This window comes from Nostoc sp. CMAA1605 (assembly GCF_021596505.1).
In the GTDB taxonomy this organism is placed as follows: domain Bacteria; phylum Cyanobacteriota; class Cyanobacteriia; order Cyanobacteriales; family Nostocaceae; genus Trichormus.
On record NZ_PJIZ01000056.1, the window covers coordinates 35001 to 60339 of the forward strand.

The 25339-nt window shown below is 42.2% G+C and carries 15 protein-coding genes, 1 rRNA gene and 2 pseudogenes (1 of these 18 running past the window's edge); 9 read left to right on the forward strand and 9 right to left on the reverse strand.

Annotation, left to right across the window (positions count from 1 at the left end):
• Nucleotides 1-1444: ribosomal RNA gene (locus CV014_RS18415) — 16S ribosomal RNA — on the reverse strand (it extends 44 nt beyond the left edge of the window).
• Between the two features lie 314 nt (nt 1445-1758).
• Between CV014_RS18415 and glyQ the strand changes: the two genes are divergently transcribed.
• From glyQ to CV014_RS18430, 3 genes are all read left to right on the forward strand, one after another.
• Nucleotides 1759-2643 carry a glycine--tRNA ligase subunit alpha gene (glyQ, locus tag CV014_RS18420; RefSeq protein ID WP_236143352.1) on the forward strand — a complete coding sequence of 295 codons (885 nt, stop codon included), beginning with the start codon at nt 1759-1761 and terminating at the stop codon, nt 2641-2643.
• Nucleotides 2644-2840: 197 nt separating this feature from the next.
• Nucleotides 2841-3326: a DUF4079 domain-containing protein gene (locus tag CV014_RS18425; protein ID WP_236143353.1), complete on the forward strand. Its 486-nt coding sequence runs from the start codon at nt 2841-2843 to the stop codon at nt 3324-3326.
• A 268-nt stretch (nt 3327-3594) separates the two neighbouring features.
• Nucleotides 3595-5958, forward strand: coding sequence for a ComEC/Rec2 family competence protein (locus CV014_RS18430; protein WP_236143354.1), 2364 nt, complete (start codon nt 3595-3597; stop codon nt 5956-5958).
• 51 nt (nt 5959-6009) lie between these two features.
• On the opposite strand, the gene CV014_RS18435 is transcribed toward CV014_RS18430, so the two are convergent.
• Nucleotides 6010-6981, reverse strand: a complete 972-nt coding sequence (locus CV014_RS18435) for an ROK family protein (RefSeq protein WP_236143355.1) — start codon at nt 6979-6981, stop codon at nt 6010-6012.
• 962 nt (nt 6982-7943) lie between these two features.
• On the opposite strand from CV014_RS18435, the gene CV014_RS18440 reads away from it, so the two are divergent.
• Entirely contained in the window at nt 7944-8921 is a 978-nt protein-coding gene (locus CV014_RS18440) for a sucrase ferredoxin (RefSeq protein ID WP_236143356.1), read from the forward strand.
• A gap of 143 nt (nt 8922-9064) precedes the next feature.
• Here CV014_RS18440 and trpE read toward each other — a convergent pair whose 3' ends face one another.
• From trpE to CV014_RS18455, 3 genes are all read right to left on the reverse strand, one after another.
• Nucleotides 9065-10579 carry an anthranilate synthase component I gene (gene trpE / locus CV014_RS18445; protein WP_236143364.1) on the reverse strand — a complete coding sequence of 505 codons (1515 nt, stop codon included), beginning with the start codon at nt 10577-10579 and terminating at the stop codon, nt 9065-9067.
• 165 nt (nt 10580-10744) lie between these two features.
• Entirely contained in the window at nt 10745-11164 is a 420-nt protein-coding gene (locus CV014_RS18450; protein ID WP_103139761.1) for a photosystem I reaction center subunit II PsaD, read from the reverse strand.
• 168 nt (nt 11165-11332) lie between these two features.
• Complete coding sequence (locus CV014_RS18455; RefSeq protein ID WP_236143357.1) at nt 11333-13342, reverse strand: DICT sensory domain-containing protein; 2010 nt, start codon at nt 13340-13342, stop codon at nt 11333-11335.
• Nucleotides 13343-14454: 1112 nt separating this feature from the next.
• On the opposite strand from CV014_RS18455, the pseudogene CV014_RS18460 reads away from it, so the two are divergent.
• Nucleotides 14455-16748: pseudogene (locus tag CV014_RS18460) on the forward strand (amylo-alpha-1,6-glucosidase).
• 489 nt (nt 16749-17237) lie between these two features.
• Here the strand turns inward: CV014_RS18460 and CV014_RS18465 are convergent.
• Entirely contained in the window at nt 17238-17573 is a 336-nt protein-coding gene (locus CV014_RS18465; protein WP_236143358.1) for a DUF2973 domain-containing protein, read from the reverse strand.
• 263 nt (nt 17574-17836) lie between these two features.
• Nucleotides 17837-18157 (reverse strand): DUF2605 domain-containing protein, encoded by a 321-nt coding sequence (locus CV014_RS18470; protein ID WP_236143359.1) that lies wholly within the window; start codon nt 18155-18157, stop codon nt 17837-17839.
• A gap of 263 nt (nt 18158-18420) precedes the next feature.
• Between CV014_RS18470 and thrS the strand changes: the two genes are divergently transcribed.
• On the forward strand, nt 18421-20265 hold the full coding sequence (gene thrS, locus CV014_RS18475) for a threonine--tRNA ligase (RefSeq protein WP_236143360.1): 1845 nt from the start codon (nt 18421-18423) through the stop codon (nt 20263-20265).
• Between the two features lie 271 nt (nt 20266-20536).
• Here thrS and CV014_RS18480 read toward each other — a convergent pair whose 3' ends face one another.
• Entirely contained in the window at nt 20537-21274 is a 738-nt protein-coding gene (locus tag CV014_RS18480; protein ID WP_236143361.1) for a 2-phosphosulfolactate phosphatase family protein, read from the reverse strand.
• Between the two features lie 396 nt (nt 21275-21670).
• Here CV014_RS18480 and CV014_RS18485 point away from each other — a divergent pair, with 396 nt between their 5' ends.
• From CV014_RS18485 to CV014_RS18495, 3 genes are all read left to right on the forward strand, one after another.
• A complete protein-coding gene (locus CV014_RS18485; RefSeq protein ID WP_103139754.1) occupies nt 21671-22090 on the forward strand; it encodes a BlaI/MecI/CopY family transcriptional regulator in 420 nt (139 codons plus the stop codon).
• The gene (locus CV014_RS18490) at nt 22090-22935 is read left to right on the forward strand and encodes a M56 family metallopeptidase (RefSeq protein ID WP_236143362.1); all 846 of its coding nucleotides are present in this window, start codon (nt 22090-22092) and stop codon (nt 22933-22935) included. The genes CV014_RS18485 and CV014_RS18490 overlap by 1 nt, the downstream gene beginning before the upstream one ends.
• Nucleotides 22936-23384: 449 nt before the next feature.
• Nucleotides 23385-24158, forward strand: coding sequence for an MlaE family lipid ABC transporter permease subunit (locus CV014_RS18495; RefSeq protein ID WP_236143363.1), 774 nt, complete (start codon nt 23385-23387; stop codon nt 24156-24158).
• A gap of 112 nt (nt 24159-24270) precedes the next feature.
• Here the strand turns inward: CV014_RS18495 and CV014_RS18500 are convergent.
• Nucleotides 24271-25339: pseudogene (locus CV014_RS18500) on the reverse strand (ACT domain-containing protein); the annotation flags it as partial.

Below are 25339 nucleotides of genomic sequence, written 5' to 3' on the forward strand. Positions count from 1 at the left end.
ACGACTTCACCCCAGTCACCAGTCCTACCTTAGGCATCCCCCTCCTCGAAAGGTTGAGGTAATGACTTCGGGCGTGACCAGCTTCCATGGTGTGACGGGCGGTGTGTACAAGGCCCGGGAACGAATTCACTGCAGTATGCTGACCTGCAATTACTAGCGATTCCTCCTTCACGAAGGCGAGTTGCAGCCTTCGATCTGAACTGAGCTACGGTTTCTTGGATTTGCATCACATCGCTGTGTAGCTGCCCTTTGTCCGTAGCATTGTAGTACGTGTGTAGCCCAAGACGTAAGGGGCATGCTGACTTGACGTCATCCCCACCTTCCTCCGGTTTGTCACCGGCAGTCTCTCTAGAGTGCCCAACTTAATGCTGGCAACTAAAAACGAGGGTTGCGCTCGTTGCGGGACTTAACCCAACATCTCACGACACGAGCTGACGACAGCCATGCACCACCTGTGTTCGCGCTCCCTAAGGCACCCTCTCCTTTCAGAAAGGTTCGCGACATGTCAAGTCTTGGTAAGGTTCTTCGCGTTGCATCGAATTAAACCACATACTCCACCGCTTGTGCGGGCCCCCGTCAATTCCTTTGAGTTTCACACTTGCGTGCGTACTCCCCAGGCGGGATACTTAACGCGTTAGCTCCGGCACGGCTCGGGTCGATACAAGCCACGCCTAGTATCCATCGTTTACGGCTAGGACTACTGGGGTATCTAATCCCATTCGCTCCCCTAGCTTTCGTCCCTCAGTGTCAGTTACGGCCTAGTAGCACGCTTTCGCCACCGGTGTTCTTCCTGATCTCTACGCATTTCACCGCTACACCAGGAATTCCTGCTACCCCGAACGCACTCTAGCTTTGTAGTTTCCACTGCTTTTATGAGGTTGAGCCTCACTCTTTAACAGCAGACTTTCAATGCCACCTGCGGACCCTTTACGCCCAATCATTCCGGATAACGCTTGCATCCTCCGTATTACCGCGGCTGCTGGCACGGAGTTAGCCGATGCTTATTCCTCAAGTACCTTCATATCTTATTCCTTGAGAAAAGAGGTTTACAACCCAAGAGCCTTCCTCCCTCACGCGGTATTGCTCCGTCAGGCTTTCGCCCATTGCGGAAAATTCCCCACTGCTGCCTCCCGTAGGAGTCTGGGCCGTGTCTCAGTCCCAGTGTGGCTGATCATCCTCTCAGACCAGCTACTGATCGTCGCCTTGGTGCGCTCTTACCACACCAACTAGCTAATCAGACGCGAGCTCATCTCTAGGCAGCAAGCCTTTTACCTTCCGGCACATCCGGTATTAGCCACCGTTTCCAGTGGTTGTCCCCGACCTAGAGCTAGATTCTCACGCGTTACTCACCCGTCCGCCACTGAATCCTAAGATTCCGTTCGACTTGCATGTGTTAAGCATACCGCCAGCGTTCATCCTGAGCCAGGATCAAACTCTCCGTTTTGTTAGATTGTTTGTTTAGCTCTCTTTTTGGCTGCTCTTTCTACACCTCAGCCTGGTGTGTATTTTTCTTGACGCAGGCTAGTTGTTTTTTTCTGGCTTTCAAACTATAATTTTTTCAAGGTTCGGTCGCCCCGGACTGCGCTTCGTCGCGCTCGTCTCTCAGGCACTTATTCAATATATCTAATTCGACTTGGTGTGTCAACTCCTTTTCCAAACTTTTTCGTCTCTTTTTTTCTTACCCCCCTCCAACTCCCCACTGTCAGGCTTTCTACGCCACAATAGTCTATGCACTTTCCTGACTTTGGAGCCTATCTTGTGAATTTCCAGTCTGTTATCTCTACTCTCCATCATTTCTGGTCTGAGCGTGGCTGCTTGATTGCCCAGCCTTACGATATTGAGAAGGGCGCAGGGACAAAAAATCCCCACACGTTTTTAAGGGCTTTAGGCCCTGAGCCTTGGTCTGTTGCTTATGTTGAGCCATGTCGTCGCCCTACAGATGGACGCTATGGTGAAAATCCTAATCGTTTCCAGCACTATTATCAATATCAAGTTTTAATTAAGCCGTCGCCAGATAATATCCAAGAGATTTATCTTGATTCGTTGCGGGCATTGGGAATTCGGCCAGAAGATCATGATATTCGCTTTGTGGAAGATAACTGGGAAGATGCGACAGTGGGTGCTTGGGGTACGGGCTGGGAAGTCTGGTTAGATGGGATGGAAATTACTCAGTTTACTTACTTCCAGCAATGTGGGGGTATTGATTGCCGTCCAGTGTCGATTGAGATTACATATGGTTTAGAGAGGTTGGCGATGTATCTCCAGGAAGTGGAGGCAATTACTAAGATCCATTGGACAGACAATATCAGTTATGGGGATATTTTTCTGCAAAATGAGATTGAGCAAAGTACATATAATTTTGAAGCGTCTAACCCTGAATTACTGCTGACTCTGTTTAGCTTGTATGAACAGGAAGCTACTCAGTTAACAGAGAAAGGATTAGTGTTGCCTAGCTTGGATTATGTAATGAAGTGTTCGCATACATTCAATTTGCTGGATGCAAGAGGCGTGATATCGGTGACTGAGAGAACGCGGTATATCGCTAGGATTCGCCATTTGGCACGGAAGGTAGCTAATCTATATGTTGAGCAACGAGAGAAGTTGGGTTTCCCGTTGTTGAAAACAGCCTCTGTTGCTCAGTAGAAGAGGTATTTGCCAGCTATTGTGATTGTTTGGAGAGGCGTGTTAAATCTCTGCCTCTACAACAAATTTTATTTTTAATTCATCTTTGGTTGTATCACTGCTTAATATTTGTTTAAACTTGGTAAAATTTCTTAATCCTCTCTGTTTGGAAAGGATCATAGGTAATTAATTTTGCAAATATTCATGGTGCGTGAAAGATGCTTAACTGGAGTGAGGTTCTAGAACCGATCGCAGCTTGGTTTCGTTCTCTAGGTGTACCCGAACCGATTGTACATTGGGGACATCCAGTGATGATGGCGATCGTGATTTTTGTAGTTGGTAGCTTTGTCGGTGTAGCTGGTTGGCGAGGCAAACTGCTTGAGGATAAAGATAAAGATGCTGCGCTAAAAAGTCGAATGGCTCACCGTCAATTAGCACCCTGGCTGTTTTTATTCTTGGCTGGTGGTTATACTGGCGGGGTTTTGTCATTAGTGATGCAGCATAAACCATTGTTTGAAAGTCCTCATTTTTGGACAGGTTCTTTAGTATTATTACTTTTGCTGCTCAATGGCGTGATATCGTTAAGTGGATTTGCTGGGGATAAAAAAGCCTTACGTGCTGCTCATGCTTATTTAGGGAGTGTGGCACTAGGTGTTTTGTTACTTCATGCAGTTCTAGGATTTAATTTGGGTATTTCTTTGTAATATAACCACTGTGATGAGCAAATAAAGCGGCATCAAATCCTGAAATATTTTAATCAAGCTCGCCTGTGCGGGCTTTGTTTGTATGTATCTAAAATAAACTATACTTCAGTATTAAGGTGTTAAATCTTATTTAAGATGACCATTCTTAAGTTTTTCCATACGTGTAGACACAAGTAGCACAACTTCCCGTAGAGTAAAATCGCATCTTTGCAAGTCACTTTTTAAGTTGGCTATATATTTTCTGATTGGGTGCTGGGATAAAATTTTTATGATTCAGACTAGTGGTGCAATTATTTGTCTAGCTTACATCTTTGGATTATTACTGGCAAATTTTCCTGGTAGTGGCGTAGGGATTTTGTTGTTAGGAATCATCGGTGCTGTGTTATCTAGAAAAGTTTCTCTCAAATCATCAGCACTTTCGCAGACATCAGTAAATTCTCAAAGTAAAGTTCAAGTAACACCTAATATTTGGCGGATTGCTCAACCACAAGTATGGTTAATAGCTGGGATAGTGGGATTATTCGCCAGTTTTTATTTGCAGTGGCGAGTACCAACACCAACAGTAACGGATATTAGTCAATTTGTTCCACCAGCGAATAGCAATAATCAAGAACAACTAGTGATTGTGCGTGGTGAAATTAGTAGTAGTCCTCGTGTTACTCGCAGTCAAAGGGGACAATTTTGGTTGAATGTATCTCAAATAGATGAGGTGAAAAATCCAATCAAAAAGGAAAACGATCAGGAAGATACGCAAAAAGGAGCAACCGGTAAATTATATGTGACAGTACCAATTCTTCAGATTACAGGGTTACATCCAGGTCAACAAATAGAGGTGACTGGAGTTTTGTATAAACCGAAAGCAGCATCTAATCCTGGTGCTTTTGATTTTCAGAAATTTCTCAAACAAGAAGGTACATTTGCTGGTTTAATGGGACGGCAAACTAATATTTTAGATGAAGAGAACAAATTAGGATGGTGGCAAATTCGAGATAGGATTTTACGATCGCAAGTGCGATGGTTAGAGGTTCCTGAAGGGCCGCTTGTAAGTGCAATGGTATTAGGTAGCAAGGCGGTAGATTTGCCTTATGATATCCGTGATTTATTCGTCCAAGCAGGTTTAGCTCATGCTTTAGCAGCTTCTGGTTTTCAAACTTCCTTAATTTTAAGTGTGATCTTGCAACTTACAAAGCGCGCCAAGAAAGCGACACAAATAACCCTTGGTGCATTAGGGTTAATTATTTTCTTGAGTTTAACTGGTTTTCAGGCGGCGGTACTACGGGCTGTAATTATGGGTTTTGCCGCTTTGGTAGGATTGGCATTAAATAGGAAGGTAAAGCAGTTAGGTTCATTACTATTAGCAGCTACTTTGCTATTAATATTTAATCCTTTGTGGATATGGGATTTAGGGTTTCAGTTGAGTTTTTTGGCAACATTAGGATTAGTGGTGACAGTACCAGCCATTCTTAACCGTTTGGATTGGCTACCATCAGCGATCGCATCTTTGATTGCTGTACCTTTAGCTGCTACCATTTGGACTTTACCAGTGCAACTATGCGTTTTTGGTGTTATCCCTGCTTACAGTTTGCTACTCAATATTATTACCACACCATTAATTTCGGTTATTAGTATTGGTGGAATTATTAGTGCGATCGCCGGGTTAATGTTCCCTGAAATTGGCAGTGCATTGGCGAGTTTATTACATTACCCCACACTTTGGTTAATTAAATTAGTGGAAGCTTTCAGTCAGTTACCAGGCAATTCCTTAGTTTTGGGGAGTATATCAATTTGGCAGTTATTGATTATTTATATATTAATATTGTTAGTTTGGTTGGTACGCTGGTGGCAAAAACGCTGGTGGTTTGCTGGCTTTATTGCTGTAGGTTTAGTAATATTTCCGGCTTGGCATTCAGCCAGTACATTAATGAGAATCACTGTGTTAGAAGCCAAAGCAGAACCAGTTTTAGTGATTCAAGATAAAGGTATTGTTACCGTTATTAATAGCGGTGATGAAGGTACAGGAAGATTTACGATTTTACCGTTTTTACAACAACAGGGTGTGAATCGGATTGATTGGGCGATCGCTACTGATTTTCAAAATAATGAAAATGATGCTTGGTTAGAAGTTTTACAACAAATGCCAATCAAAAATTTTTCTACTTATGCCATTAACAAAAATAATGATATCACTAGTCAAATAGTGCAGCAGGAATTACAAAAGCGTCAGGGAATTTATCAAATATTACCTGTAGGACAAACCATAAATACAGGTTCGACAATTGCTCAACTAATTAATGAACAACCCATTTTACAATTGCAGATTTTAGGACAAAGTTGGTTATTGGTAGGAGATGTCAAACCACAAGAAGTGCAGAGAATTATGAAGGCTGGTAGCTGGCCTAGTCCGCAAGTGCTGTGGTGTCAGGCGGAATCGCTGAAAGATTTAGTGACAGCCTTAAAACCACAGGTAGCGATCGCATCTGCTGGCAATGTTAACTCTAGCACTCTAGCTGAACTGAATAAAACCTCAACTAAAATATTTTTAACAGCGCAAGATGGTGCTATTCAGTGGACACCACAGAAAGAGTTTGAGTCATTTATTCAGGTAGCAGAGAGTAAGTCTTCTGCTGTTTAGTCAATGTTGACTGAAAAAGTTCTTTGGTAGGAATAGGGAATAGTTTCTCATTTATTCCCGAATGAGAATTTCTTGGGCTAAGGCTACCGCACCCCATAATGGCGCGTCATCTGCTAATGCGGCGGGTACAATTTCTAATGATACTTCTGGTAAAGCGGTTTCTCTCGCGGTTTTTTGTAACATACTCCACCAAAGTTCACCAGCTTTGGTGACGCTTCCACCTAAAATAAAACGTTGAGGATTAATTAAATTGGCGGCATTACCAATACCTACACCCAAAGCCCATGCACCATTGAGCAAGGTCTTTTTTGCTAGTTGATCACCTTGTGAAGCAGCTTCACTAATAATTTTTCCTGTAATTAAATCTACATTATTGTTAACTAGAGTTCTTAATATTAATCCTTCTGTAGTGTTCTGTTGATCTGGTTGGTTTAATAGATAGTTTTTCACATCTTTTGCCATGTAAGGGCCTGATGCCAAACGTTCTACACATCCCCGTTTCCCACACAGACATACAGGGCCATTTTTGTCTACAACCATATGACCGATTTCACCAGCCATCCCAACTGCACCCCGCCACGGTTTACCGTTGAGTATCCAACCACCACCCACACCAGTGCTGACAGTGATGTAAAACAAGCTATCGTATCCTTGACCTGCACCAAATTTTTGTTCACCTAAAGCCGCAACATTGGCATCATTATCTACACTGGTAGGTACGCCAAAATCTTCTTCTAGCAAGTTTTTTAGAGGAATATTTTCCCAGCCAGGAACGTGATGAGATAGCCTGACTGTTCCTGTGGTTGCATCTACAGGGCCTCCAAAACTGACACCAATGGCTGAAGGTGTGGCATCTTGGAGCAGAGAATGAATGAGCGATCGCATGATCTCTAAATCTGTGTTAGCATCGGCATTAGGGGGAGAAAAGCGACGTTCATAGTTTAACCATTCCCTAGAGTCTGCATTCACTATACCTGCTGCTAGTTTTGTCCCACCAAAATCGAGGGCTAAAATCAACTTCATAGTTTTTACCACATAGTCTAGATTTGGTTTAAAACAGTAACATACCTCAAAAGCGGATGCCTGAGAGGAATGTGAGTTCATAGAGTGAGTAATTAAAGACTCCGACTCTATCTCACTATTGATAATATTTATTGACTAAATTGAGATTTTCAATGACTCATCTGAAAATCAATAAGCTGCTATAATGCTTGATTGACAAAGCTTTCTATGATTTTCATTGATAAATAATTCATCCAAATGTCAGCAAATTATTGCATTAGTCTCTAATTTCCGTTAAATTTAAGTAGGGTACATAAAAACCCCATCATCAAAAAATTGAGATTCAGTGAACAGGAGTATTTCCTGAGTAGCTAAATGTATGTGCGTTTAGTTTCGATGAACTAGAGGCAAGAATGTCTGAAATAGACTGATCAGGCTTTACTCATCTTTATTGATGGGGAAATTATTTATTTCTAGATGTCTTGATTCACTCAATATTTTTTTGCCTATTTATTGAGAAAATTTCTCAATATTTTGATGTATTCCTGTAACAGCACTAAATTACATGACTGATTGTGTCAACAAAAGTCTTCAGAAGTCTTGAATGATGAAAATATTAATTTTTAACAATTTTTATGCCAAGAGGATATGTTTTATTGAAAAATTTTAATACCAAGCCATTACATATAAATACACAGTTAATTAAGCTCTTTGATAATAATTGGATGAAGAGATTAGGAATTTATGTAAGCATGAAAACTTTATAAAATTTCCACATCTAGTATTCTTTACTAGAAAAAGTGAAAAATTTACGTATTTTCTATTTTGGAATTTTTCTTAATAGAGAGGACGTTTTTGAGAAAGAATGCTATAAAGTGGCTACGTGGATAAGGGTGAAAATCTTCTGAACCAATAATTGTATTTGTGCTTACAATTATTGACTTAAAACCTTGTTTAAAACCATCATCATTTTGTAGGGATTAATGAATAGTTTTTTTTGTTCTGATGCTACACGTCAACTAGGAGAAGAAGTCATTGGTAGTGCTACTGACTATCAAACCTACATACTAGTTGAATGTCCTTTACCTTGGATGACAAATGCTTTTAGTTCTAAGTGGATTCCACATAATTTGCAGATATTAGTAGAAGAAGTAAATAAAACTAAATTACCGGTAAGATTTCTTTTAATTGCTAATGATTACACTCATAAAGCAGAACACACAACCCTATTGATTTACCAAAAACAAATAGGTTTAAGTTCTGGGTATATTAAACATGAATTTAAACTTAGTAATATTGATCAGGTGGCATCTGTTGTTAAACAATGTTTATGGGGAAAAACGCCAGATTTTGAAATAGAAACTCATATTGCCAGAGATATTTTAATATGTACCCACGGTAGTTATGATAAGTGCTGTGCTAGGTATGGTAATCCTTTTTATTTTTACGCCCAAGATACAATTACTAATCTAAGTTTAGAAAACGTGAGGGTTTGGAGGTCTAGTCATTTTGGTGGACATCGGTTTGCACCTACAGCTATCGACTTACCTGAAGGTAGGTATTATGGGCAATTAAACGAGAATTCTTTTCAAGTAATACTGACACGTACAGGCGATATTCAAAACTTGAAGTCAGTTTATAGAGGCTGGGGAATTTTACACCCCGCATTACAAGTTTTAGAAAGAGATTTAATGCTCAGTCAGGGATGGAATTGGTTTAACTATAAAGTTGCAGGCAAAATTTTAGAGCAAAGTTTAGACAACAATACATTGCTGGGGGAATTAACTTTTGCGACTAAAAGTGATTCAATTTACACTTACCAAGCAAGATTAATTAAGGATCATAGCAAGACACTCAACCTCAAGAGTTCTTGCAATGCTACCCAAAGTTCAGTAGTGATTAAATATGCTGTGGCTGATCTTTGTTTAGTTGCAGAAAATGTGCTGACTTTAAGCAAGTAGCCGTCATGAACTGCGTAAACCAGAAAACATGAAAAAGTCTTTCTCTTACACCCTTATACCCTTATACCCTTACACCCCTACACCCCTTTTTCTAGCTAGCACAAAGTTGCCTTGAGATATAGTGACTGGTGTTGCTACTGTAGTCAGCGTAAAGAACGAATGGCAACGAGTAGACCTCTGGCTTTGTTTAAAGTTTCTTCATATTCCTTTTCTGGTTCAGAATCTGCAACTAAGCCAGCACCAGCTTGTACAGTGACGGTATGGTCTTTAACTACCATTGTGCGAATAGCGATCGCAGTATTTAATTGTCCTTCAAAATCGTAATAACCATAGACTCCCGAATATACACCCCGGCGAGTTGGTTCTAATTCGTTGATAATTTCCATCGCCCGAATTTTGGGTGCGCCACTCACTGTCCCAGCTGGGAAGCAGGCTTTTAATAAATCCCAAGCGGTTTTATGAGAGGCTAATTTCCCCACCACATTGCTGACAATGTGCATTACATGGGAATAACGCTCCACTACCATCAATTCATCAACTTTCACACTACCACTTTCACAAACACGCCCCAAATCATTGCGTCCTAAATCCACTAACATGACGTGTTCGGCGATTTCTTTGGGGTCTTGTAATAAATCTGTGGCTAAAGCTAAATCTTCTTGAGTCGTTTTCCCCCGTGGACGCGTTCCCGCAATGGGACGTACAGTGGCGATAATTCCTCCGTCTGCATCCCGTTCGGCTTTTACCATGACCTCAGGACTAGAACCGATAATTTGCCAGTCTTGGAAGTGGAAATAAGCCATGTAAGGCGAAGGATTAATTTGCCGTAGGGAACGGTACAAAGAGAAAGGATCGCCTGTGTATTGTGTCGAGAGGCGTTGAGAAATGACGACTTGGAAAATATCTCCGGCTTTGATGTATTCCTTAGCCTTTTGGACACTAGCGCAAAATTCTTGAGGCGTGAAATTGCTGCTATATTCTGGTGCTTGGGAAACTTTGGCTTGATTGGGTGGTGTCCACTCCAGAATAGTTTTTTGTGGTGATAAGGGCAAAGATAACTTGCTGACCATCTGAGTGACGCGATCGCCAGCTTTTTCATATGCCGATTTTAAATCTACTTGGGGGTCGCGTAAATCAGCATAGGCGATCGCCCAGATTTTCCGCTTTACCTGGTCAAAAATTAATAGGTGGTCTACCTGCATCCACAAGCCATCAGGAATGTTGCGTTCATCTTGGGGATGGACAGGAACACGCGGTTCAATCCAGCGAATCAACTCATAACCCCAAAAACCAAACAATCCCCCGATTCCTGGGGGTAATTGGGGTAATTTGACAGGGACAAAAGGCTCAAGACAATTGGCTAAAGCTGTAAATGGGTCGCCTGTAAACACCACCTGAGAACCATCGCGGTGGGTTTGGGTGGTAGAGTCACCCCTGGCTTCTAGAATCCATAGCGGATCACAACCGAGTAAACTATATCGCCCGATTTTTTCCCCCCCTTCCACCGACTCCAGCAAAAAACTGTAGGGTTGTCCCGCACAAACCTTGTACCAAGCCGAAACAGGTGTATCGAGGTCGGCTACCCATTCTTGATACACAGGGACAAAATTACCTTGGAGAGCTAGCTGAGAAAATTCGGAAAAATCGGGGAAAATCATAGGCATAATTTGGGGATTGGGGATTGGGGATTGGGGACTGGGGATTGGGCATGGGGCATGGGGCATTAGGCATGGGATATAGAGGATGATATTTCCTCTAATCCTCTATTCCTCTGCTTTTACCCAGTACCTAGTACCTAGTCCCTAGTCCCTAGTCCCTAGTCTCTACACATCATGGGTAGCTTTACCAGAGAACTTGACTTGTGAAGGGCTGGGATTTTCCCCAATGCTGCGGGGAACGTGACGGACTTTCTCACGACCAGGATTCACTTTTTCTGGGAATACGCCGTCGGCTGGGTGAATGAAAGTGGTTTCGCCACTGGGGAGAATCCGGTAAATTTTGTAGTCTGTGATTTTAAATTTACGGAGTTGACCGCCTAGAGCGATACCATATTCTTTCCGCGCCAAGTACAACAGGTTTTCGCCTGCGTGCATGGTAGCTGCACCGCCGGTGGGTAGTTCAAAAACCTGCGCTTTGGGGCTAGTCCAGGTGATAGCGTATTTTTCTTCTACTTGAGCTTTGGTGAGCAAGCCACCAGTGCTGCCAGCAAACAGTGGAGTTTTTCCAGAAAGTGTTTCTGCCATAAGGGATTCTCTCAACGTTTTTAGGGCATCCTAACACCGCCATCACGATCATATTGCGATCGTGTCACAGTCTGTAACAGTCGTTAGTGATTAGTTATTAGTCATTAGTCATTAGTCATCAGTCAATAGTCAATTATTCTTATAGTTTTTGGGAATATGGACTATTGACTATTTTTTACTCTTGACTTTTGATTTGTTTTCCTCTTTGCTGGCTTGAACAATCGGGATGGTGAAATGAAACTGACTGCCTTGGTCTTTACCGTTGGATTCTGCCCAAATTGTCCCGCCCCAGCCGTTGACGATTTGCCGACAGATGGCTAAACCTAGTCCTGTACCACCGGCAGTTCGTCGTAATGCGCCTTCTTCTTGGTAGAAACGGTCAAAGACGATTTCTAGAAGATTAGGTTCAATACCCCGTCCTGTGTCGATGACGGCGACTTCTACCATCTGGCTGCTATTTTGGTCAGCACTGATAATTATTTGACCTTGAGTGGGGGTAAATTTACAGGCATTATCGACGAGTTTAGCTAAAACTTCCACCAACCAATCACCATCGGCTCTCACTAAAGGTAGGTTATGGGCGATTTGGGCTGTGATAGCGGGGGGTTTTTCGACGGTAGGACGGGCGCGAATGCGGCTGAGGGCTAAATCTACGCATTCCTGCAAAGTCAGGGATTCTGGATGCCATTCCACGCGGCCGCTTTCTAAGTTAGACAGGGTGAGGAAGTCTTGCACCAGCTTTCGCATCCGTTCTGAGTCTGCTAAAGCCGTGTTGAGCATTACTTGCTGCAATTCTAAGGGCATATCTGGTTCAGTGGCGAGACTTTCCAGACACACTTGAATCGTCGATAAGGGAGTGCGGAGTTCGTGTCCAGTAATAGCGATGAGGTTGCTACGGGTACGGTCTAGGGCTTCTAGCTGCTGGTTGAGTTCTTCTAAGTTGGCGTAGGCTTCAGCCTGCATTAAAGCCGCACCGATTTGAGTAGCGATCGCTTTTACTAAGTCTAGTTCACTTTGTTGCCATTGGTGGGGCGGCAAGGTGCAGTAATGGAGTTCCACAATTCCTAACAGTCGCCCTTGGAACAATACCGGCTCAATCAACCAGGAACGCACGGCAAATTTCCTCACAGTGGCAGACAGTGTGGGAGACTTAGCAACACGAGCATCATTCATGGTGTCACTCACATAGACACCCTCACCATGATCCACCACTGCTTGGAAGAGGGGATTTTGCTTTAACTCCCAAGTTTGTCCAGCAATTGACACTATCCCAGGGGTTAAAAACTCATGTTCGATAGTGGCTTGAGCTTCAGAAGCTTGAGCGCGGTAAATCAGACAACGACTAGCCCCTAAGTGCTGTCCTAGTTCTTGGGCGGCGATTTGTAGCACTTCATGGGGGTCTAGTGATCGCCTAATTGCTGTACTAATGGAATTAATTAAACGTTCTTTGCGGGCTTGGGCAGCAATGGAGCGATAAGCTTTGTGTAATTTGTACTGACTAGCTTGCAGATAGGTAACTAAGCGTTGTACAAAAGGATCTGTATCAATATCACAAGCGTATTCAGTAATCAAGTTGGAGTAATAAGCTTTATTACCCCCTATACCGAATCTTTGGCGGGCTTTCTCCACTTTGCTCGCCAAGTCTGGTCTATACACTAAAATCCTGTCTAGAAGCAACTGCGCGGCTTTAATACTGACTCCCCGTTCTGATGTCCAAATACCTTCAAATCGTCTCCCCGTGTCCATATCCAAACTCGGTAGCAAATCAGGTATTTGCCGATTTTTGGCGATCGACCCCAGGCTTTCCCGACACACTAAGCAAGTAGCATAGTTATCAGCAATAACTACTAAGTGCCACTCTTGAGTTAAAGCATCATCTGGTTCAAATGCTACCTTCTCATAGTATTCAGAACTATTGGTAAAATCCGTTTCCGGCGCAGACAGAACGTATATTTGATTACTTCTTTGCGACAAACGCTGATAACGGTGAGCTTCTTGGCGATAGAATCTCTCTCTTTGAAAACTAGCAATTATTAGCGGTTGGTCTAAAGTCGCAGCCAACACCTGATCTTCCATTGCGTGGGAGAGGGCCGTTAACGAAGCTTTAAAGTATAGCTGGGGCCGCAGGTAAGGTAGGGACTGTAGCAAATCACTCAGCACGGAAGTCGAAATGCTCATGAATATCTGTTAAAAAGCCCAATCTGAACAACATCCACGTCACAGCTGCATTTTACAGGTTGCCACTGTCTGGTATGAAGTAGACAGATGCAAGATGTAAATAAATTTGAACAACACTCTTCAGGAGTTAGCAGTGATTTACTTTTTTCTCCTTTTTGGGAGTGCTGATCAGTTTTAGAGAGTTAAAACCTAGAGTTAACAGAGCAAAAACGGCAATATATTTTGTCGTTACAGTTGTGATGTGTCTTGAGAATGGACAAATCGCAACTAATTCGATTGGCATCTAAGTTTTGTAATCCATTTGCTGGCATCGTGATTATTTAAATAAAGTAGGCTACTAAGCCCAATATACATTCTCGAACAGCTCTCCTATCCAGCTAGGGAGAAGTTTGTTAACTTAAAGTTGTCGATTTACACAAAATCTTACTTTTTGTCCAGCTAAAAACCCGCAGATGATGATTTATGTGAGTGTATGTAAATATACTTACGACATATAGGAATCCGCTTTGATTCCTGAAATTATTTGCGTAGGGAGGGAAAAGGGAACAGAGAGAAGTCTGAGCGGAGGAAAACTCCGCTCAGAACTTCGGAGGAACAGGAAGGAATCGAAGTGTACTGAGTTCTTTTCAAAAATCAAATAGGAATCCTAGTATTAGATACCAAATGGAAATAAGTATGATTGTTTCTAGATTCTGGAATAGGCTATGAATCTAGGCTTTCAATTCAAAATTGGGATGACTATTTTCAGTTTCTGTCAAAATTGAGATTCTGCACTAGCCTAGATAAGTATCTAGACTAATGTAAGTGGTGATTACTCTTCTTGACTTATAGCCGCCAAAAATCAAGCTTTTTGCCTGTTGACTTCCAATGTAAACAATATACATTGATAAAGATTTGTGCTTGTAAATTGGGATTCATCCCAATTCAAAATTCACTCACTAAGAAACCCATGTTTTACGTCTATTTCATGATTTGAGTGAATTGATATGACTGTAATCTTCAATAAGATGCAGCATTAATTAGCTACAACCCAAAATGCCACCCACAACCCCCATATTAGACCGAGATTAAAGCTTTTTAAATTTTGAATTTGGAATTCGGAGTAAAGCAACGTGACACCGGATATTCTGACACACCCGGAAAAAATTCTATTGGACGGAAAAACATATCTTCCTGCTGAACAGATACCGATTTCAGAGTGGCCTTGTGTGGTGAGTGAAAGACCACAGCCAACACTGACTGTAAAAGATGATGATCTATTTTTGGTGACGGATACAATGGGGAACATTTCCGGCTGTTCCCTGCATGATGGCGGTAATCTCAGCATGGGGCTATTTTGCTGTGATACACGCTTTCTCAGTCGTTTAGAATTACAAATTGATGGGCGATCGCCTGTTCTTTTGAGTAGTACAGCAGAAAGAGGTTTTTCTTTATCGGTTTTATGTACTAACCCCAGAATCGATGACCGGATGAAAGCTGATACTGTGGGTATTCGGCGGGAAATGGTACTTAATGGTGCTTTATTTGAAGAAATTGAAGTTGCTAACTATGGCACTACTCCTGTTACCTTTGAACTCAGTATCAGCTTTGATGCGGACTTTGCTGATTTGTTTGAGGTTCGGGGTTATGACAGAGACAAGCGCGGTAAACTACTCCGACTTGTAGACAGTACATCGGAAGACTTCATCACTTTTCATCCTGATGGTGCATTCCCGATAACTACTCACCCCTCACCAGCCAAAGAAGATGCTTTAACCTTGGCGTATCAAGGTGTGGATGGTTTAGTCATGGAATCTCGTATCCAGTTCCAGTACCAGAAACCAGATTATTTCAAAGGTTATACTGCGGTTTGGCAGTTAGAATTGGCTTCTCATGCTACCCAAAAACTGGGCTATCGCATTAATTTGTTTACTAATAATGCTTCTAGTTCCAGTGTGAGTGCTGCTGTGACGCTAGGACAGGCTAAAGCAGCTGAAATGATGGAAGAACAGCACTGGGTACAACAAATTACCAGCATCCGCGCTGATACCAGTGTGTTTAATCGCGTGATTGAACGTGCAGAACAGGATATGTATTTACTGCGCCAGTCATTCGGTGAAAATAAGACTGTCTCGGCTGGTGTACCCTGGTTTTCCGCTTTATTTGGGCGAGATTCTCTAATTACTGCTTCCCAAACTTTGATGCTGAATCCCCAAATTGCCAAAGAAACTTTGATGTTATTGGCAGCTTACCAAGGTAAGGTAGAAGATGACTGGCGTGAAGAAGAACCAGGGAAGATTTTACATGAGTTGCGCTTAGGGGAAATGGCGCGTTGTCAAGAAATTCCCCACACCCCTTATTACGGTACAGTTGATGCAACTCCCCTATGGTTGATGCTATACGCGGAATACTACGCCTGGACTCACGATCAAGATACTTTAGAACAACTTTGGCCAAATGCACTAGCGGCGATGGGCTGGATTGATCGAAATCTCCAGGCTACTGGTTATCTCAGCTACTATCGCAAATCTAAACGGGGTCTGACTAATCAAGGGTGGAAAGATTCGGGTGATTGTATTGTAGACCGCAAGGGAGAATTAGCTAACGGGGCGATCGCTTTGTGTGAGGTGCAGGCTTACGTTTATGCTGCTAAAACTCGGCTAGCAGATATTGCGCGGATGAAAAAGCGCATAGACTTAGCTGAACGCTGGCAAGAAGAAGCAAGAAGCCTTAAGGAGCGTTTTAATCGAGATTTTTGGTTAGAAGACCAAGATTTCTGCGCTTTGGCTTTAGATGGGAATGGTAAGCAGGTAGATAGTATTACTTCTAACCCAGGTCATTGTTTACATTTGGGCATTTTCACCCCAGAAAAAGCCTATAGCGTTGCCGAAAGGTTACGCGCTCCTGATATGTTTAATGGTTGGGGTATCCGCACGTTAAGCAGTTTGTCTCCAGCCTATAATCCTATGGGTTATCACATTGGTTCGGTGTGGCCTCATGATAACGCCTTAATTGCCATAGGATTGCGATCGCTAGGTCTAATCGATCAAGCTTTGGAACTGTTCCAAGCTTTATTCGATATGACAATTCAACAGCCCTATCAACGTCCCCCCGAACTTTTTGCGGTTATGAGCGTAATGGCGACCATACACCTGTACAGTATCCTGTAGCTTGTACCCCCCAAGCTTGGGCGACTGGAAGCATTTTTCAGCTACTGCAAATGATTGTAAATTTAGTACCGGACGCACCTAATAACTGTTTGCGAATTATTGACCCGGCTTTACCAGAATCAATTAATCGCTTGTCCTTACATAATTTGCAAGTCGGTACGACGATTCTAGATTTAGAATTTGAGCGTTCTGGTAGCACTACAGCCTGTCGTGTAGCTAGAAAACGCGGTAATTTGCGCGTAGTAATTGAAGCCTAATCATTTTGGATTTTGGAGACTCGGTAGGGGCGGGTTAATCAAAGATCATGAATAATTAACGATGATCTCGATGAACCCGCCCCTACAAATGTCTATGGAATTACCCGATTTTAATTCAATAAAGCTCAGTTAAGAAAATAGTTTGTAGTGAGGACTTTAGTCCTTACTACGAACTTTCCTGACTTCACAAACACTGATTTTAGACCTAACTGAACCGTATTGGATAGGTATGTATTTCCGGTAAAAATACAAATAGACTTAGTTAATCAACTAAGTCTAATAAAACGTCAAAGATTACCAAATTCATAACGAAATATAAAATGCAGCTATAGCTGGAGCAAAACATTTTCGGGCATTTTAAAAACATGAGAGTCAGAAATCTTCCTACATTGAAATTATCTGTCTCGTGCCTTGTGCCTTCAGCCTTTTGCTATTTAAGACTTATTTACACACCTACACTATTAAGGAAATAATTAACCTATTTTGATGTTAGGCTTCTTCCGACTTTTCGCTTTTATGTCCTGGAGAAGATTCATAGAGAGCATCTAATTGTTGACGTGCATCTTCAACATTGATAGAACGCATCACTAACAGAGGCTCTTTGATGATATTACCTGCACTGTCTAATAATTCTGGATGTGGTGTAAAGTTACTTTTTCCTCCTAAGTAACCAAAGCCATCTTGATTTCGAGATTGTGAGTTTCTGGCGGAGTAACCACGCACAGTGTCACGATCAAAACTAAACATGATGAGATTACGAATCAAATTAGCAACAGCTATCACAGCCAAAATCGTAAAAGCTAGTATGTAGAGCAGGTGTAGCATTGGTTTTTCCTCCAGGGCAGCAAACTTTAAAAATTTTTAAAATTTCATGATCTAATATGTTGGCATCGCCTATGCCTATCATCATTTATTGGCAATGCTTAGTGTCTGATGTGCTTAAAGCACATCTATGTATAGATGGCTTAATTTTGTCAACATTTATTCAAATTATCGTAGCATAGGATACATTGCATTGTTTATTAAAACAATATTAAAGATAATTGGGGATTACTACGATTTGTAAATCCTGATAGATGCCTCTCTAATTAGATTTGAGATTGCTCATGATGAAAGCGTTGTGCCACGATCCAGTATTCAGTAACTAAGCTGTGCCAAGGCTGAATTGTTGCCATATCTAGTGCAACCTGTCCATCAGTTGCTGTGAATAACATTTTGGCTGATCTGAGTTCTGCCTGGGCTTGTTTAACGCGCGATAACATATCAGACTGCTCTTGTTCATTCATAAATGAGAGTCTATGTTTTTCTAAGAAGTCTCGCGATCGCTCAAACCAATACTGAAAGTCTTCTAACAAGGGTTCTAGTACAGTTTTGAGTATTTCTGTATCAGGTATTTCTGAGTCTTGCATATACTTGGGGCGATTCTTTTAATTTCTTTATCAATATTAACATTTTTTACAATTCTTAATATTATTATCAGATATTTCTTCAGGAAGATTTATGAGAGCAGCAGAGGGAGAAATCCAAAATGGACTCTCTACTCTTGCCCCCTGCTCCCTGCCCCCCTGCTTCTTCAGTCAGGCGATCGCAGCTTTAGCCATAACCCCGTGTTATATTTGGGTAGATTTTTCACAACTGTAATTGATTAATTACAATAGCAATTACTTCGCCAATGGTTCAGCAGCCAATGTCGCCTAATCAAGCTCCCAACGCATCAGCACAACCTGAAAAAATGTATTTACCGCGTACTAGCGAATCCGAAAACTTGAAGAAGATTCGCCACACCGCGTCTCATGTAATGGCAATGGCAGTACAAAAGCTGTTTCCCAAGGCGCAAGTGACAATAGGCCCCTGGATTGAAAACGGATTTTATTACGACTTTGATAATCCAGAGCCATTTACTGATAAGGATCTCAAGGCCATCTACAAAGAGATGGTGAAGATTATCAATAGGAAATTGCCAGTCATTCGCGAAGAAGTCAGCCGCCAGGAAGCAGAAAAACGTATCCAGGAAATTCAAGAACCTTACAAACTAGAAATCCTGGCAGATATTAAAGCAGAACCAATCACAATTTATCACTTGGGTAATGAGTGGTGGGATTTGTGTGCAGGGCCTCATATCGAAAATACCAGTGAACTCAACCCCAAAGCCATAGAATTAGAAAGTGTGGCGGGTGCTTATTGGCGTGGGGATGAAAATAAAGCCCAACTCCAACGCATATACGCGACGGCGTGGGAAACCCCTGAACAATTAGCAGAATACAAGCGACGCAAAGAAGAAGCATTACGCCGTGACCACCGCAAACTCGGAAAAGAACTCGGATTATTTATCTTCTCCGACCAAGTAGGGCCTGGTTTACCCTTGTGGACACCCAAAGGCACTTTATTACGCAGTATCCTAGAAGACTTTCTCAAACAAGAACAGTTAAAGCGTGGCTACCAGCAAGTCGTTACACCGCACATTGGCAGAGTAGACTTATTTAAAACTTCTGGACACTGGCAGAAATATAAAGATGATCTGTTTCCGATGATGGCAGAGAATGAGGAAGCAGCAGCCCATGAGCAAGGCTTTGTTCTCAAAGCGATGAACTGTCCCTTCCACATTCAAATCTATAAGAGTGAGTTACGTTCTTATCGAGAGTTACCCATAAGGTTAGCTGAATTTGGCACAGTTTACCGCTATGAGCAATCTGGAGAATTGGGTGGTTTAACTCGCGTCCGTGGCTTTACTCAAGATGATGCTCATATCTTCGTTACCCCAGAAAAATTAGATGAGGAATTCCTCAATGTTGTGGATCTAATTTTGTCGGTAATTAAGACTTTGAGATTGGGAAGTTTTAAGGCCAGACTCAGTTTTCGTGACCCAGCTAGCGATAAATATATCGGTTCTGATGCAGCTTGGAATCAAGCTGAAAATGCCATCCGTCGAGCTGTGGAAACCTTGGGAATGGATCATTTTGAAGGTATAGGGGAAGCAGCTTTCTACGGGCCGAAGCTAGATTTTATAGTTAGAGATGCTCTAGATAGGGAATGGCAATTGGGAACTGTGCAGGTAGATTACAACCTACCAGAACGGTTTGATTTGGAATATGTGGCTGAAGATGGGAGTCGCAAACGTCCCGTGATGATTCACCGCGCGCCTTTTGGTTCTCTAGAAAGACTAATTGGGATTTTAATTGAAGAATACGCGGGAGACTTTCCCCTCTGGTTAGCACCTGTGCAAGCAAGGTTGTTACCCGTTGGGGAAGCACAGCTAGACTTTACCAAAGATGTTGCAGCAAAAATGCGCGCTGTGGGTATCCGTGCAGAAGTCGATACTAGTGGCGATCGCCTGGGTAAATTAATCCGTAACGCTGAAAAAGATAAAATACCTGTAATGGCAGTGATCGGTGCTAAGGAAGTAGAAACCAACGCCTTAAGCATCCGCACCCGTGCTTCTGGCGAATTAGGGGCGATCGCAGTCGATGAAGTCTTAGATAAGATGAAAACAGCGATCGCTAACTACGAAAATTTCTAACCATCAGGCGGTGATCAGCATAAGCAAGACTCAACATAGTTTTGCTTATGTCATTTGGCTCGAAATCATGATTTAAATTTTCATCCGTTTTAACCCTTGGCAAGCTTTGCCGAGACGGGGCAAATAAACAAGACAAGGGGAGCTATTAAGCTATTGATTTTATACCAAATTGGGGCAGATAGTATGATTTCAAGATTCTGGAACAGGCTAAGAATCTAGGTTTTGAATCCAAAATCTAAAATCTAAAATCCAAAATTGGTATTACTTCTGTTTAAGTTTGACTTTTAAATACACCTGGTTCTTGCTGTGTGGGTAAGACAGCTAAAATATCAGTCTGGGAACAATATTTCAGGTCTTCGTGACAGTCTAAGCGTAACAACCGTTGGCCGTGACTAGCATGGTGGAATAATCCCAGAAGGTTGTTTTGCCATTGGGAATAGAGCGCGATCGCACTAACCACTTCATCGTTACCAGCTAATTCTTCTGGTGCTAATTGGGATTGCTCAATGACACTATGGGCGATCGCACCTGCACAGGCTGTATCCTCTAGAGAAAAACTGCCTTCCCAACCAGAACCGACAATCCACACTGTTTCCGGTTGCTTGTCTATGAGGTATTGGACAACGGCGGCGCGATTAATAAACGCTGCTGTCAATACAGTGGGTGAGTGCTGTACTCGTTTTAAAGCACGAGTCCCATTAGTGGTACTAATAAACAAACGTCGTCCTTGCACCAGTTCTGGTGTGCAGTCGAGGGGAGAATTACCTAATTCAAAACCAGCGACTTTTCCTCCGCCACGTTCTCCAGCTCGTAGCCGTTTGTGTGGCGGCCATTGTTCACTCTCAGAGATGAGTTGATCTAAATCACTGAATACTTGCACTGCTTCACCGCCTGCTGAAAGAACGGTGGCTATAGTGCTAGTAGCTCGCAAAACATCAACTGCGATCGCGCAGTCTGGGGCTTTGTCAGTTGGAGTTAGCTCCGGGGTATGGTATACAAATAGCTTCACGCGCTGGATACACCTGCTCTCAATAACTATTGCCGAGATTACATTCTAATTGCTCGTGATCACCATCATGACACTTAATCTCGGAGTATTTCTTATCGTTAAGCAAGAGTATTGGTTATTCTGTGGTGGGGATTAGGGATTGGGGATTGGGGATTGGGGAAGAGTAATTTGGAGATATTCTGATTTGATATAACTTTTGAAGATGATCAAACTACAAAAAAACGGATTTTTTTCCAGAGAATGCAGTTTTGAACTATTACACAATAATTTCGGATTGCTATGGCTTGAGCCTCATCAGATAATCTGAAAGAAGATAGGGGATAAACTCAAAGGAGATAAGTATAATTTCCTTGCCCAAATCCCCAGTCCCTAGTCCCCAATCCCCAACCCCTATTTATGCCCCCTTTACCCGAATATCGTCCCAAACAATTGTCTCTAGGCCCATTAGAAGCAGAAATCTTAAATATTATTTGGGAATTAGGTTCAGTTACAGTCAAAGATGTTCACGATCGCATTTTGGCAGACCCCAACCGCGAGTTAGCCTACACTTCTGTCACCACGGTTTTGCGTCGCCTCACTGATAAAGGTTGGTTAGTCTGTGATAAAAAAGGTAAAGCGTTCTATTGGCGGCCTTTACTGTCGAAGCAGCAAGCTCAGGTAATTAAAGCCCATGAACAGTTACAGCAATTTCTAGCTGTGGGTAATCCTGATGTGGTGGCAGCTTTTGCTGATAGTCTGGATGAAGCAGCTAGTGAGCAAATTACGGCGATCGCTAAACGCATTCAAGCAGCACGCCAAGCCAGGGAGGAACAATAATGCACCTACTAATGATTGTCATTACTTTGGTAGTAGCGTTGATATTACGCTGCTACCAAGTGCATTCACCAGGTAGTTGGGAAATACGCTGGCGAAGATCGCTGTTTTTGTTCCTATTCCCACCCTTGCTAATTTTCATGACCGCGATCGCCCTATTGTGTATGGGGCCGCAGGGTCAAATGGGGGGGATGTACACTGGTTGGTTGAGCTATTGCCTAGCTTTGATGGTTTTGAGCATTTTTTCAAGTTTGTGCCTCAAATTAGCTTACCAAGGTTGGCGATCGCTACAATCTGCCCGGAATTGTCCCTTGGTGAATTTTGCAGGTAAACCCATCAGAATATTGAATACACAGGCTTTATTTGCTGGTCAAATTGGTTTTTGGCAGCCAGAATTAGTAGTTAGTCAAGGACTATTAGAAACACTCTCTCCAGACCATGTAGAAAGCGTTTTAGCACACGAACAAGGACATCATCACTACAAAGATACATTTTGGTTTTTCTGGCTGGGTTGGATACGCACCTGTACAGCTTGGCTACCCAACACCGAACCATTATGGCAAGAATTGTTAGTGCTGCGAGAACTACGGGCTGATCATTACGCTGCATCTCAAGTAGACCCCTTAGTGCTAGCAGAATCACTTTTATTAGTAGTCAGTAATGGTTCTGCATTTGCTCACTCTGAAATTTGCTGTGCAGCATTAGGTGATGGTTCTGGGGAACGCTTAGAACAAAGAATTGAAGCTTTACTCACACCAGTCACCACCACTCCAGAAATGAAATTACCATCTTGGCATACATTTTTCTTAGCATTTGTGCCTTTACTAACTGTGATATTTCACACTTGATAATTGGCGATCGCTAGATAGGAATTACACGATTTTTTGAATTTCCACGCCCTGTTTAGTTAACTAACAGGGATTTTTTATGAGATAAAAAAAGCTGATTTTATTTTTTTAAGCCAAGGCACGCGGAGTTAAGCGCAGAGATACACAGAGATTCTTTTGAGGTATGTTGCTATATCGCAAAATCATGTTGTTTCTCTTTAAAGAGAATTAGTAAAACGTTTTTTAGGCTAATTATTGATATGTTATACCAATTCTCCAAAATTAAACAACAGATGCCAAGCTCGAAACCCAAATAGTATCTGAATTTCTTAATTGCGAATTGGTATTAATTTTATTGTTTAAATAATGATAAAAATAAAAAATAGTATAGAAAAATAGCCTATGATGTTGATATTAGGCTAACTAGAAAAGTAATAAATTTCCACAGAAACATTCAATCAGTAGTAAAATTGCCACACCAAAAAAACTTAGAGCAATTATGGATTGTACGCTGTTTTGCCACAGTGTTACTTTTTGGTCAAGTTTGTTTACGTTTAATTCAAGGAAAGACTTACTACCGCAAAATAATCGATCATATGGTAACTGCGGGGCCAGCTTCCATATCCCCAGTTTTGTTAGTGAGTGTTTTTTCCGGCATGATTTTTACTATTCAAACTGCTAGAGAATTAGTAAAATTTGGTGCTGTTAGCACTGTTGGCGGTGCGTTTGCTTTAGCATTTTGTCGAGAATTAGCCCCGATTTTGACAGCGAGTATTATTGCTGGACAAGTGGGTTCTGCTTTTGCGGCGGAAATTGGTGCAATGCGTGTCACAGAACAAATTGACGCGCTATATATGCTGAAAACCAACCCTATTGATTATCTAGTTTTACCCAGAGTTATTGCTTGTTGTTTAATGATGCCTTTCATGATGATTTTTTCATTAGTTATAGGCATCATGGGCGGCATTTTTGCAGCTGCACAATTTTATCAAGTGACTCCAGAAATATTTTTAAATTCAGTCCAAGATTTTTTAGAAACCAAAGATATATTTACTATTTTGCTCAAAGGTTTAATTTTCGGAGCAATAGTTTCAATTAATGGTTGTAGCTGGGGTTTAACAACCAGAGGCGGCGCAAAAGAAGTAGGAGAATCTGCTACAACAGCAGTTGTTACCACCTGGGTAGCAATTTTTATAGCAGATTTTTTCCTATCTTTGACATTATATGGAACCCCAGCATTGTGATTGGTCAATAGTTATTAGTCATTAGTCATTAGTCATTAGTCAATAGTTTTTCTTCCCCTGCCTCCCTTGTCTCACAATGCCCAATGCCCGATGCCCAATGCCTCATTCCCACTTACGCAGGTACAACGAATTTCTCACTACCAGCTAAATCGAAAGCGGCGTGAATGACTTGCAAAGCTTGTACGCCTTGTTCTTGAGAGACGACACAGCTGATTTTAATCTCTGACGTGGCAATCATTTGGATATTAATTTGGTGTTTAGCTAGTGCGTCAAACATTTTCGCGGCTACACCTGGTTGTCCTACCATCCCTGCACCAACGATACTGACTTTTGCGATCGCACTATCTAAAATGACATCGCCCCATCCTAAGTCTGTCGCGGCGGTTGTGAGTAGTTGAAGTGCGTTTTCTCCATCCATACGGGGGACTGTAAAAGCAATATCTCGTCTCGCTACACCATCAATTACCCGACAGCGTTGAGATTGAATAATCATGTCTACGCTGATGTTATGCTCTGCCAAAATGCCAAACAATTTAGCCGACATTCCTGGACGATCTGGGACTTGACGAATTGCCAACCGCGCTTGATTTAAATCTAAAGCTACACCACGCACCGGAGGCGCAGTTGGGGAAGTTAGGGAAATTGGGGAAGCGGGGGAAGCTACTATTTCAAAAGCTTGACATAATGCCGCTACGGCGCGATCGCCATCACTGGCATCAATTACACAGCTAACTTTCACCTCACTGGTAGAAATCATTTGGATGTTCACCCCAGCCGCAGCCAGAGTGGCGAACATCTTGGCGGCGACTCCAGACGGCCAATCATCCCTGCACCGGAAATACTGACTTTGGCAATGTCTTGTTCTACCATTACCTCAGCTTCGTCAGTGTTGGGATTAGCATTTACTCCGCAAAGCTGGCGCAATGGCTGAGGCACTGCTTCGGCACGTTTTAATATGGGTGTGGTGACTGTAAAGGCAATATCATTACTATTACCTTCATGAATTGATTGAATAATTAAATCTACGTCTACCTGTTGTCGGGAAATTTCCCCAAATAACTTAGCTGCAACCCCTGGTTTATCGGGGACACGCAACAAAGCCACTTTTGCCTGATTACTGTCAAATTCTACAGCATCTACAGGCCGGGCAATTTCCAAATTAATCAGCGATCGCTTCTTCG